This window comes from Allocoleopsis sp. (assembly GCF_036703385.1).
Classification (GTDB): domain Bacteria; phylum Cyanobacteriota; class Cyanobacteriia; order Cyanobacteriales; family Coleofasciculaceae; genus Allocoleopsis.
The window spans coordinates 1-12253 of sequence record NZ_DATNPA010000271.1 but is presented as its reverse complement, the minus strand read 5'-3'; the positions used below and the strand labels follow the sequence as shown (position 1 = coordinate 12253).

Annotated in this window: 9 protein-coding genes and 1 pseudogene; 4 read left to right on the top strand and 6 right to left on the bottom strand. The window is 46.3% G+C overall.

All coding sequences use genetic code 11. From position 1 onward, the window contains the following. Positions 1–89 precede the first annotated feature (89 nt). Positions 90–671, bottom strand: a complete 582-nt coding sequence (locus V6C93_RS12905) for a helix-turn-helix domain-containing protein (protein WP_349262699.1) — start codon at positions 669–671, stop codon at positions 90–92. 1075 nt (positions 672–1746) lie between these two features. On the opposite strand from V6C93_RS12905, the gene V6C93_RS12900 reads away from it, so the two are divergent. Next, the gene (locus tag V6C93_RS12900; RefSeq protein ID WP_333477060.1) at positions 1747–1977 is read left to right on the top strand and encodes a hypothetical protein; all 231 of its coding nucleotides are present in this window, start codon (positions 1747–1749) and stop codon (positions 1975–1977) included. 336 nt (positions 1978–2313) lie between these two features. Here V6C93_RS12900 and V6C93_RS12895 read toward each other — a convergent pair whose 3' ends face one another. The 4 genes from V6C93_RS12895 to V6C93_RS12880 all read right to left on the bottom strand — a co-directional run bounded on the left by V6C93_RS12895 (position 2314) and on the right by V6C93_RS12880 (position 6508). Continuing rightward, positions 2314–3915: a B12-binding domain-containing radical SAM protein gene (locus tag V6C93_RS12895; RefSeq protein ID WP_333477059.1), complete on the bottom strand. Its 1602-nt coding sequence runs from the start codon at positions 3913–3915 to the stop codon at positions 2314–2316. A gap of 278 nt (positions 3916–4193) precedes the next feature. Next, positions 4194–5039: a GNAT family N-acetyltransferase gene (locus V6C93_RS12890; protein ID WP_333477058.1), complete on the bottom strand. Its 846-nt coding sequence runs from the start codon at positions 5037–5039 to the stop codon at positions 4194–4196. Continuing rightward, a complete protein-coding gene (locus V6C93_RS12885) occupies positions 5036–5695 on the bottom strand; it encodes a MotA/TolQ/ExbB proton channel family protein (protein WP_333477057.1) in 660 nt (219 codons plus the stop codon). The genes V6C93_RS12890 and V6C93_RS12885 overlap by 4 nt, the downstream gene beginning before the upstream one ends. Before the next feature lie 18 nt (positions 5696–5713). Further along, positions 5714–6508: a DUF2993 domain-containing protein gene (locus V6C93_RS12880; protein ID WP_333477056.1), complete on the bottom strand. Its 795-nt coding sequence runs from the start codon at positions 6506–6508 to the stop codon at positions 5714–5716. Between the two features lie 278 nt (positions 6509–6786). Here V6C93_RS12880 and V6C93_RS12875 point away from each other — a divergent pair, with 278 nt between their 5' ends. From V6C93_RS12875 to V6C93_RS12865, 3 genes are all read left to right on the top strand, one after another. Next, a complete protein-coding gene (locus tag V6C93_RS12875) occupies positions 6787–6951 on the top strand; it encodes a hypothetical protein (protein ID WP_333477055.1) in 165 nt (54 codons plus the stop codon). A gap of 80 nt (positions 6952–7031) precedes the next feature. Beyond that, a complete protein-coding gene (locus V6C93_RS12870) occupies positions 7032–10718 on the top strand; it encodes a CHAT domain-containing protein (RefSeq protein WP_333477054.1) in 3687 nt (1228 codons plus the stop codon). Between the two features lie 238 nt (positions 10719–10956). Continuing rightward, positions 10957–11688, top strand: coding sequence for a DUF6585 family protein (locus V6C93_RS12865; protein WP_333477053.1), 732 nt, complete (start codon positions 10957–10959; stop codon positions 11686–11688). A 259-nt stretch (positions 11689–11947) separates the two neighbouring features. Here V6C93_RS12865 and V6C93_RS12860 read toward each other — a convergent pair. After that, positions 11948–12253 (bottom strand): annotated as a pseudogene (locus V6C93_RS12860) (hypothetical protein); the annotation flags it as partial.

Here is a 12253-nt window from a genome sequence, read left to right as displayed (position 1 = left end):
CCCTTTAGTTAAAATCTCCCTCTCACTCCCTCTCCCTCTCACCCTCTCTGAAAGCTCAAGAAATGGTGGAAAACGTCTGCCGAGATGAACTAGCTGCTGGTTTTGAGGAGATTAGCTGACCACACGAAACTCGGTGATGAGGACGATTGCAAATCACTAATCCTAATTCCGAAGTTCTTGGTAGTAGCCGGTACGCTTTCTGTTGTGCCGTGTTTTTGTCGGGTGGAAAGCCCCAAGTCTTTTAGCAGGCGGTTAATGTGACGTTCGCTAACTTGAATATCCATTTCTTTCGCCAGATGCTTGCTCAACCATTGCGCTGTCCAGCGTTTAAAAGAATACCCATACTCACGCGGGCTATGATTGACCAGTTCTTTCAATCGCTCTATATATTGCTCGTTAATCGCTTTAGGGCGTCCCATCGGGCGATCGTTCCAATGATGAGCATTACCTTCTCGTGCTACACCAATCCAGTACCGTGCTGTATCTGGAGTACACCCTACTGTTTTACAAATTTCGGCTTGAGATTGACCTGCATCTGCCAAAAGCATGATTTCAATACGACGGTGATACTCTGGACGCAAATCAGTGTGCAAGTTCTTTAGCAAAAGCTTTCGCTGAAAAGGCGTCAGCAGCTTGTCCTGATTTTCCACCGTAATTCCTCCGTTGCACATTTCAATTGATATATATTTCCCTACTGCTTCCTCTCCAAACTGTTGAAGACAAAGGTAGAAATAAAGCAAGAACTTGTTTTGTTAAAAAAGCATTAGACGACCTGCTCTGATAGGAGCAACCCTCACGCGGCTAATCAAGTAGAACTACTTTAGTCTGGAGGGCAAATCTAGTCTTGGGATAGACCTCAGCTGTTTACTGAGAAGCATGTAGTTGTATATTAAATAGTTCCTTACGAACTTTTAAGGGAATACACTGCATCTTTCAGATTCTTTAAAAATTATAACTATTTTTATCATATTGCAAGATTTTAGTGAAGCAACACCTAAAATTTTGCTGCAAACGGCTTAACTTTGCATAAAAACTGCATAACTCACAATTTATTCAAGATAATATTAATTCTTCTTAAAAAGATGAGTAAGAATGTAGGTAGACTCAACTAAATCTAATGGAAGTTGCGTATTGACATAAATATAAAAATATGAATTTATCCTATTTTCCTTAGTTGAAATACGCGAAATGACGTAAATCTAGCGGAATTCCTACTTTGGATAGATGCCTTTTCAGTACAACTTATTCACTCTATTTTCGCTTCAGTCTGTACCCAAAAAAAGACAAAAGACGGGACTTATGTCGAAAAAAAAGGCTTTTAATCCGCTTGAATCTATCTTAAGCGGGATGACCTAAAAGTTAAAGTCAAAAGTAAGAATACATCAACATTTCCGTACAGAATCCAGCCTCCCAAGCTCCCTTTCCACAAGCTCCTCCTTTTAACCAGTGATTCACGGCTACAAGGAACCAAGCTCATCCGTAGAATTCCGTGCATCTGGGTTTGTCCATCTGTTTCCTCTAAGTTTTTTGGGAGCTATTTATTGCCTTGGTTAGGAGTGCTGTCAGGACGATTTGACTACTTCACTTATGTCCAAAAATACAAGCTTCAACCTTCACTTATGTCCGAAATGTAAGTTTTAAACCCTTGAATTCCTCAAGCCAAACTCATAATCTGTAATTAAGGACGCGGAAAACAAAACACAACTTCCCGACCGAATAACAACTACTAATTAAGGAAATTTACCAATGTCTATCCTCAAAATTAACGACCTGCAAGCTGCTCAAACCGAAGGCTACATCAGCGAATTGACTGAAACTGAAATGACTGTCTGCGGTGGTGGCTTGGCTGATGTAAATGTAGGCGACGTTACTGTAAAAGACGTTGTAAAAAACGTTACTGTAATTGATGGCGACGTGACTGCCCTAAATAATCTCAATGTTGTGGCTGCTGTTCTAGGTCTAGCTGGCGCTATCTGACCCGCAGACAGTTTTCAGTCTTCTCTAAAGCACGAAACAAGCAAACGTTAAGTTACTAACTTACGAATAATCAGGGGTAAACGAGGTTGCTCAAACCCCACTGCCCCCGATCGCAAGCGTTACTTCCTATATGTCACTTTTACTTCAGTGACTTAAACAACCAGGGTTGATGAGATGGCAGCCAAGCATAGCTCTCAATCCTGGTTTTAAATAGTTGAGTTGCTTGGTAAGCAAACTTTTATCGAACGGTGAGATTATACCATGTCTATACTACTCTTGAAGGCGATCGGTTAAGCTGGTGTTCTCTTGCGATCGCTCTCTCACCACGAATTTGCTCTAAGCACTAACACTCATCGGAGTTTTTGCCTCTTCTGAAGATTGTTCCAATCTTGCCTTCTGTGCCAGAAACTCAGCTAACTGCGCTTCTATCTGCTCCTTAACAATCTCACGATAATCCAAGAAATGCTCGATTTGAGCACAAGTGGATAAATAACTGCTCAAACCACCCGGATTGTAACGATACATATTATATAGATTGCGCCAGAACTGCCAACGAGTCTTGCGAAGCACACCTTGCCGCCAGCAAATAGTCAGTAGCGCTCGAATCACGACCCAATTCAGCTTTTTCTTAGCCGATTTTTCCTTTTTCGGATAGGTTGCTTCTCCTAAAATGCGATAGTGACGGTAGGTGCGATCCAGAAAACACGATGGTTCGTATAATCTCCAAAAGGCATCGACATATTCACTGGCAATCTCTTCCAACGGACGAGTTGGCACAAAGTTCATCAATGTCGTTTGATTGATATTCGCAGATTCGATTCGCAGCCGTCCTTCTTTCTTCAATCGATGCCACAGTGCAGTGTCGGGTAGCGCTTGCAACATACTGAATAAGGCGGTGGGAATTGCCGTTTTTTCCACAAATTGGACAATGCGATCGCCTGCGCCCGATTTCTCACCATCAAAGCCAATAATAAACCCAGCCATCACTCGCAATCCTGAGCGAGTAATCGCATGGACGGCCTCACTTAAAGAGTCTCTCGTATTTTGGTACTTTTGTGTTAGGGCTAAACTCTCTTCATCCGGTGTCTCAATCCCTAAAAACACCGCCCCAAAATTACACTGAACCATCAAATCCATCAGTTCTTGGTCTTTCGCCAAATCCACTGATGCCTCGGTGGCAAACGAGAACGGATACCCGTGTTCCACCATCCAGGGTTTTAATTCTTTGAGAAATAACTTGACATTGCGCTTATTGCCAATGAAGTTATCATCCACCATGAAAATACTACGTCGCCAACCTAACTCATAAAGGCGCTCTAATTCAGCCAAAAGTTGGGCTGGGGTTTTAGTCCGGGGTTTGCGACCATAGAGGACAATAATGTCACAAAATTCGCACTGGAACGGACAGCCTCGCGAAAACTGAACAGACATTTCCGAATAAGCGTCAAATTCCAGTAAATCGAAGCGGGGAATCGGAGTGTAAGTGACATCAGGTTTCTCTCCCCCAGATCGGAAAACACCAGAAGACTCGCCTCGTTCAATAGCTTCCACAAATAGGGGTAAAGTGATTTCCCCTTCATCCAAAATTAAATAGTCAGCACCCGATGCCTCGGCTTCGTGGGGTAAGGCTGTTGGGTAAGGGCCACCGACAGCAACCGCTTTCCCTCGTCGTTTCGCCTCCTGAATTTGCGCTAAGAAATCTTCCTTTTGCACAATCATGGCAGAGAGAATCACTAAATCGGCCCAATCCCATTCTGCTTCCGTTACCTGGCTGACATTGCGATCGACTAGCTTAAATTCCCACTCTTGGGGCAGAATAGCTGCAACTGTGACTAATCCTAAAGGGGGAAGCATCGCCTTGCGACCCAGCAAAGCTAACGTTTTCTCAAAAGACCAAAAACTTTTAGGAAACAGAGGATAAATTAATAAAACGCGCATTTGATCTCCAATCTCACGCCAAATTAAGCGATGAGCTTTTTAACAAATTGATTGCAAGAATTTGGGTTTGTAGATGCTCTCTTTTTAAGCAATAACCCTCAGACTTATATTCTTCCCGTTGATTGAACTGCTAACAGGAGCAAGTCACAAAAGCAGGATTTGTCTATAGATTAGAGACACCACCGCACATGTATAGTTCCCACAGGTTGTAACACGAAAACTCAGATAAACCTATATCACGAGTGACAGTAGAGCAACTGCACATTCATCCTCCTGTATCAGCCATCAAACCAGTAATGCTGCATATTATCATCCAAAGGTTGATAGCCAATTGCCTGATAAAGGTGATTAGAGGTAGGATTAGCTAAATCTGTGGACAAGAAACAATATTTATATCCCCGATCCAGTAAGGCTTGACTCAACGCCGCCACACAAGCGGTTGCGTAACCTTTTTTCCGATACTGTGGTGGAGTGTATACCAAATTAATCCTCACTCCATTTGGCGTTGAGCTGTAGAAGTTAGCCAAAGATAGGGGAATGTTATCCTGCCAAAAATGCGGACTGCCCTCAGCCAGATAGCGATCAACAACTTCCTCAGCCTCCCAATCAACGATTTCCTCTGAAACTTCTTGCATAAAGGCACGACACCAATCAATCAGTAATTCGCGATCGCCGAGTGTAGCCTGTCGCAAATGTCCGCTGACAACGGGAGTAGGCTGTACGGTTTCGAGTTGATAAAAGCGCTCTCGCGTTCCTTCGTGGTAGGGTTGACCGATCAATGCTTGCCAGTTTTGGGCAAAGGCTTTAGCCGCTGATGCCGTAGCCATAACTCCCGGCACTTTTGCTTGCATAGAATACAAGTCTTGAGCGATTAGCGCGATCGCCTGAAATTCCTCAACTCGTGATAGCAGAAGCTTGCGAGGTGGTGTTTGCAGGGCAACCGCTACAACAGTATCATTCTGTTCCACCATCGCTACATAGGGTCGATATTTGAAGCGATGGGGAGAGTAAACGATGGTATCAAGCAAACCAAACATCAAGCTATGATACGCTTCGTGCATCAGTAAAAAGCTTCGGGTTCGCTCGTAATCTTGATTTGCCTCAGTGATATGCTTGAGTTTCATTCGGGTTTGTAAGCTTTTACATAGGGAAGGATTTCATAAGAATAGTAACGACGATAGAGCAGCTCTAGCTTACCACCATACTCCTGAATTAAAGCGAGTTGACGACGATATAGTCCTCGAAAGCTGTTAGCAAACAGCAGGGTAAAAATCGCAACGCACAACCCCCCTACTGTTGAGATTAAAGCCTCACTGATTCCACCTGTAACACCCGGAGTATTGCTAGTGCCAATATCACCTACCCTAAGCGCAGCGAAGGCGTCAATCAACCCCAAAATGGTGCCCAAAAGACCGAGCAGTGGAGAAACAGCGATAATCGTTTCAAACCCCGTATTGAAACGCTTTAGGATAGGCATCTCCGCTTGAGCAGCACTTTCTAGAGCGAGCCGAAATTCCTCTGGAGTGGGCTTTTCCAGTTCTAAGGCCGCCAGAAAAATCCGTGCGATCTGCAAGTCAGTATTTCTCTCTAAAATCTGAAGTGCGGTTTGAGTATCTTGGGGGTAGAGCCTGAGCACTTCCCGAATGAGCGGTTTCTGGCGTTTGGTTACTCTTTGCCAAAAGATAATGCGCTCTAAAATTAGAGCGATCGCCAGGATAGAAAACACCAACAGGGGCCACATAACCACCCCACCCGCCGCAAACAAACCACTGATTGACATTATTTATGTGCTTTCAGGTTATGGAGTATTGGGAACGCGCTCAATTTGGGCGTAACCACTGAAAATCAGCTTTTTGCCCTGAGTTTCCAGACGATTAATGCGCAGCGTGACGCCATCCAGATTGAACCGATCCAGATCCACCATATTATTCAAGATCTCATCCAACGCGGTTGCTAACTTTTGTGATACTTCCCGCAGAGACTCTGGTACCGCCTCGGGTTCAAATTGGGAGTTTTGAAACAGGACACGACGCCGCCGCTCAACCGCCAGAGTCGATTTCATACTAATCGGGACTAAACCCTGCACAGGAAGATTGGCTTTAGCAAACAAACGTAGTTGGTTGTTGGGTTGCAAGGTAACTTGCACCTCAGTAAAGGAAATTGGCTCACCCCCCGACAACTCACTCAAGGCTGGGCTGGTAATATTCTCTAACCGCTTTCTGACGAGTTCTGCCTTGAAAGAATTATTGATATCCTCTTGGGTGAGGACAACCTGTGCGATCGCCTGGGTGGGCTGCTTGATGTTCATCTGACCCTTGAGAACCGAGCTAAAGTCAAGGGAGATGGCATCCGTTTCAAAGGACAATTCCTCCGTCCGGAACTGCTGACGAATCACCAAACCACGACCATTCATCTTGAGGCTGTCGATGCTACCCTGCAACAATTTGCTTGAAGGATAGCAACGCACCGAGACCTCCACTGACTCGCTCTGAGTAAATAGGTGGCGAATCGTCTTGCTGGCGACGGTATTGAGCATTTGCTCTCCCCAGTCCGTGCCAGTAGGAGTTTTTGAACCGGTAAAGCCACCAAACATACCGCTCTTGCATCCACGAGAGTTCTCTATATCTTTGTAACAAACTGTGAAGAACTCAGCAATCCAGCTCCTCACGCACTGAGGCATTAGGCTACGTTGGAAAGAGTAACCCGCAAACGCGAGCAACCCTTGTAATACAAGCTCTTAACCCTTTCTTCAGTTTTAATCCCGAAGTCATAAAGCTGGAACATAGAATTTCTTAATCATTTCATCAGTTTTTGTAAAGGGAAACATCTATCCAATTGAATCTTTCCGGGTGCATCAAGCGTTAACCCTACATGGGGCATGGAGTAGAGGGGCAACTTTCCAGAACTTATACCCAAGATTATCACCAACCCTTCACCCAAAGATTAGACGACCCTACGTTTGAGCATCTACTCCGCCAACAGGCACCCCTACGAGGAGTTCTCACCTCCTCGGATGAGTTGCGCTCATCCCCCTGACTCAAACTCCAGTCTCCCTCTCACCCGATTTTTAGAACCCTGTTCACCAGAGACAAGAGTTAGCCTTTTTGAAATATTCCATGCCAAAACTAATTTCCCTGCTGATCTTTGCAAGGAAACTGGAACACTACCTCGGCACTAGCAAATTCTTGCTAGCGTGCCTATCAACACTTGCCACCATTTTCCTGCCTTCCTTCCTGGGACAGTCATCCAGCTTATGGCTGGCTTCCTTAACGTCTGTCACTGCCCAACCTATCATCTCTGATGGCAGTACCAACACAAGTGTGAGTCCGCCGAGCAACCCCAACACTTCAGGCAATGCAGCCGTTTATGACATCACCAACGGTCAGCTGAGTCAGGATGGAAAGAATCTATTCCACAGCTTCAGTCAGTTTGGCCTTGAGGCAGGTGAGACCGCTAATTTTATTGCCAGCCCCTCTGTTTTGAACATCCTGGGTCGGGTCACTGGGGGGAACCCTTCGATCATTAATGGTCTGATTCAAGTTACGAGTAGTGGCAACCCTAACTTATTTTTGCTCAATCCAGCGGGGATCGTTTTTGGGGACAAGGCTCAGTTGAATGTCCCTGGTGACTTTACTGCCACGACAGCTACTAGGATTGGGTTTGGGAACAACACCTGGTTCAACGCTGTTGGCACAAATGACTATTCTGCCTTAATGGGGATGCCCAGTACCTTTGCCTTTGGAACCTCCGCAACACCTGGAGCGATCGCTAATTCGGGTCAACTGGCTGTCACCGAAGGGAAAAATCTCACCTTACTGGGCGGTACAGTGGTCAGTACAGGTGAGCTGAACGCACCCGGAGGGAACCTGACGCTCGCCGCTGTGCCTGGGCAAAACCTGATCCGCATTTCCCTATCCGGTCACTTGCTCAATTTAGAGATTCAACCCTGTGGTAGTTCGACGAATTGTACTCTTCCTGCCACCTCTAATGCCCTACTCCCCACTCCTCTCTCCCTACCGCAATTGCTAACCGGTCAGGGAGGTTCTCCTGCCAAGAAATTGACGGTGAATGATGCCAGTCAGGTGGTACTCACTGATTCAGGTCTAGTGGTGCCCCAGTCTCCGGGTACGCTTGTACTCTCCGGTACCGCTGACGCTTCCACGAAGAAGCCTTCCGAAATTGGCGGTTCTGTGCAGTTACGAGGCAATCTGGTTGGTTTAGTGGAAAAGGCGCAGGTAGACGCTTCTGGCAAAGCGGGGGGCGGTAGGGTATTGATTGGTGCGGATGTCCGGGGTTCAGGTACCGATTCTCAAGTCTTACGCACGTTTGTTGGGCCAGATGTCAAAATTAACACCGATGCTGGCGCAACAGGGGATGGGGGTCAAGTTCGGGTTCGGGCGGGTGATACAACCCGCTTTTTGGGTGAAGTGAATGCTCGTGGTGGAGCTAGCGGGGGTAACGGTGGCTTCGTGGAGGTGTCAGGAACCAAGAATCTGACCTTTACGGGCAGCGTGGACACCTTAGCCGCCAATCGGGAACGAGGCACGTTGTTCCTCAACTCCGGTAACTTAACCCTGGCAGATGCGGAGGCCGTCACCAAGGCTCAAAACCGCACCTTAGCGAATAATCCCCAAATCTTACTATCCGATAATAGTGTTGGCGCTAGTATCATATCTTGGGGACAAATTGCCGATTTAGCACCAAATAATAATATTGTTTTGCAAGCCACAGGGTCAATTGCGATCGCGGATATCTTCGGCAATACACCCGGTGTCACTCAGAACAATGGGGTGAACTTAGGTCAGAAAGCGGGAAGCCTCACCCTTCGCTCTACGGGCAGTTCAATTACCTTCCAAGACTTCAACGACACCATCCAAGCTTCTGGCAGTTCGCTGACGTTAGAAGCCGCCACAAAGATTACAGGAGGGAATTTCCTCACGAATGGCAGCGCAGTTACCTTAAAGTCTCAAAATGAGCTTATAGGGGGAAGTTTCCTCACCAATGGCGGCGCAGTTACCTTAAAGTCTCAAAACGACAGCATTACCACCGGACGGATTAACACCAGCTCTGCTTCCGGAAATGGGGGTAGAGTTACCTTAAATGCTCAAAAGGACATCACGGTTAACTCGATTGATACTCGAAGCTTTGGTCAGGGTACAGGCGGTAATGTGGAGATTACAACCTCAAGTTTATTTCGCGCTTGGGGTACCAATAGCAGCAATGCCAGTATTTCTACAGGTGGTGGAACTCAGGGAGGCTCCATCAGCATTCGGCGTGGAGGCGGCTCTTCAGGTATTCCTTTCACAGTAGGGTCGAATTATAACGGGTTGAATGGTACGGCTGGAACTATTTCTACAGGCACCAACAACCAGATTGGTTCCGGAGTGTTTTCCGGTTCCTACAGCCAGGGTAATCCGCCAAGTAGCATCCAAATCATTACTTCGGGAAAAAATACGATTACATCCCAAATACAGGCCACAGCTCCGCCGCAACAGAGCAATTTCACACAGGTACCCCTTTCAGGTTCATCCAGCCTTCCCCCAGCCGCCATTGACACGGGAATAGCTGAAGTGGACAAGTCGTTGACGCAACAGGTTGAGCGATATTTTGATCGCTCGTTTAATCCGGCGAGTCTCAACTTAACCCAGGTGCGTGATACCCTCGATCGCATTGATCAGGTAACGGGTAAAAAACCCGCTCTCATCTATACGGTTTTTGTGCCTGCCACCTTGGCATCCCAATCATCGGGAGAAACTCAAGCACCGCAACCCACAGATCAGTTGGAACTGATACTCGTCACCGCACAGGGGAAAACCATTCGCAAACGGGTGGAAGGAGCCACACGCGATCGCGTCCTCAACATCGCTCAAGAGTTTCGCAATAATGTCACCAACGTTAAAAGCTCTAATGACTACCTCAGTTCGGCTCGGCAGTTGTATAAGTGGCTCGTAGAACCGTTGGAGGCCGAGCTACAGACCCAAAAAATTAACAACTTAGTGTTCCTGATGGAGAACGGTTTACGCTCTGTGCCGATTGCCGCTCTTCATGATGGTCGCGGCTTTTTGGTGGAGCGATACAGTGTGGGTCTGATGCCCAGTTTCAACCTCACGGATACTCGATATCAAAATCTCAAAAATGTCCAAGTCTTGGCAATGGGAGCCGAGAATTTTCCCGACCAAACACCTCTACCCGCCGTACCCCTGGAGCTTTCTGTAATCACACAAAAGCTGTGGAAAGGAAAGGCATTCCTCAACAACACTTTCACGCTAGAAAATCTGAAAGCCCAACGCCAGCAGGCAGCCTTCGGTATTATCCACCTCGCCACTCATGCCGACTTCCAGGCAGGCTCGCCCGATAATTCCTACATCCAACTCGCCAATAGTAAGCTACGGCTGAATCAGATCTCCCAACTCAATTGGAGTAATCCACCCGTAGAGCTACTGGTGCTGAGTGCTTGTCGGACAGCGGTAGGTAATGAACAAGCCGAGTTAGGCTTTGCGGGTTTGGCAGTACAGGCGGGTGTTAAGTCAGCCGTAGCGAGTCTATGGATTGTCAGTGATGAAGCCACCTTGGGACTCATGACCGAGTTTTACAGACAACTCAGAAGTACCCCGATTAAGGCCGAGGCATTACGACAGGCACAGTTAGCCATGCTCAAGGGACAGGTGCGCGTTGAATCGGGTAAGCTGATTAGTCCCCAAGGAGCAGTGCCGCTACCGCCTGCTTTAGCTAGCTTGGGAGACAAAAAACTGATCCATCCTTACTACTGGGCAGCGTTTACCATGATTGGCAATCCTTGGTAGGAATATAGCGGTTCTCTTTTGGATGAGGGACAAAATTCTGGGTTTTCGGGAATGGGGAATCTTACGGTGTCCACCCTCTAATATCCTCGAGTCAGATGAATGGGGTGAAAATCCATCGCTGTTAGCATTAAATTCTGTAAAACTTTGCATAATAGCTAAACACATCCCTGAGAAGTTTGTGTTAGTTCACAGTTGCATGAAGTCGTGAGCTTAATGGCTAGGCAAAGGAGTGTAATCAATGACTAGTAATCAATTTGACCGTTTTGGGCAGTTGGGTAGCCTATTGGGAGAATTTGGTTGGGATAAAGGCAGGGCTAAAGCTGTGTTGGGAATTTGGCTCTTTATGTTCTTCATCTCCTTGCCTTTGTCCTTGATATTCGTTGGATTACCAAGTCTCATTTTGTCAATTTACTTTAGTTATCGGTCGTTCCAGCGGCTAAAAGAAACTAAGCCTGTTATCTTGCTATATCAACAAGGGCTTATAGACTGTCGTAAGGGGACACCAGCAGTCATTCGTTATGATGAAATTAAAGAGTTATTTTTGTCTGTTGCCAGAACGAATGGAGTGCGGAACTATATAGTAACCCTGGAAACCCAAAATGTAGGGAAACTCAAAATTGATGAACATGTTGCCAATATAGAGCGTCTGAAAGTATTGCTTGAAGAGCAAATTATACAAATCAAGTTGCCAGTGTTAATTGCGAATTACCAGCAGGGCAATGCTATTGAATTTGGACAGCTCACTCTCACCCAAGAAGGATTATTGGCTGGAAAGCGGATGTTGCCTTGGTCAGAGTTTGAATCGCTTGATGTTAAGCGCAGCTATAAATCAGTTTACTTGTTTATTTATCAGAAAGGTAGCAAGAAAGAGTGGTTTTGCTTCTCTCGCGATTACTTTCCAAATTTGGCTTTGTTTTTTGCATTCATCAACTATATTACAGCTACACAAGGGCAGGCTAATATGTCTTAACCTAGATGGTGGGTTTCGAGTATGGAAAGAACAATAATAGGGAATTATACTAAGTTGCATTCAAAGGTATAACTCTCTATTTCTCTTACCTCAGCGTTCTCCGTGCCTCTGTGGTTCGTTAAATTCTACGTTAGACTGCAACTCAGTATTAGGAATCGGCAAGAAAACTAGATGTACCTCACCGATATGAGAATCGCCATATCTCCTCTATGAACTCTGTATCTCTAGGGTTCTTTTTTCAGACCAAAATTGTCAGAATTTATGGCGATCTCACAGATGACAAGTCTTGGCATTGAGGCGATCGCAACCGATAAGCTGAAGTAGCCTCAGTAGCCACTAGCACAACATTGCCCAATTCATCCCTTACCCAACCCGTCGCTTCCACCAAATGAGGAGAGCGATTGCCTCTGGCACCGCCCAAGGAGCGATCGCTAAATCTAGCTTGGGGATGTTCGACAGAAGCTTCCGCTTGTTGCCGTTCCCCAGAAGAATCTCGCAAATCTTGCCAAACCGTCCGACCTCGGAGCGTTGTGGTTGGGTCTTCTGGCAAGCCTCCGCGTCCGGT

Coding starts and splice junctions, on each gene's coding strand:
- V6C93_RS12905 (WP_349262699.1), bottom strand. CDS start 671: ATGTGCAACGGAGGAATTACGGTGGAAAATCAGGACAAGCTGCTGACG.
- V6C93_RS12900 (WP_333477060.1), top strand. CDS start 1,747: ATGTCTATCCTCAAAATTAACGACCTGCAAGCTGCTCAAACCGAAGGC.
- V6C93_RS12895 (WP_333477059.1), bottom strand. CDS start 3,915: ATGCGCGTTTTATTAATTTATCCTCTGTTTCCTAAAAGTTTTTGGTCT.
- V6C93_RS12890 (WP_333477058.1), bottom strand. CDS start 5,039: ATGAAACTCAAGCATATCACTGAGGCAAATCAAGATTACGAGCGAACC.
- V6C93_RS12885 (WP_333477057.1), bottom strand. CDS start 5,695: ATGTCAATCAGTGGTTTGTTTGCGGCGGGTGGGGTGGTTATGTGGCCC.
- V6C93_RS12880 (WP_333477056.1), bottom strand. CDS start 6,508: ATGTTTGGTGGCTTTACCGGTTCAAAAACTCCTACTGGCACGGACTGG.
- V6C93_RS12875 (WP_333477055.1), top strand. CDS start 6,787: ATGGGGCATGGAGTAGAGGGGCAACTTTCCAGAACTTATACCCAAGAT.
- V6C93_RS12870 (WP_333477054.1), top strand. CDS start 7,032: ATGCCAAAACTAATTTCCCTGCTGATCTTTGCAAGGAAACTGGAACAC.
- V6C93_RS12865 (WP_333477053.1), top strand. CDS start 10,957: ATGACTAGTAATCAATTTGACCGTTTTGGGCAGTTGGGTAGCCTATTG.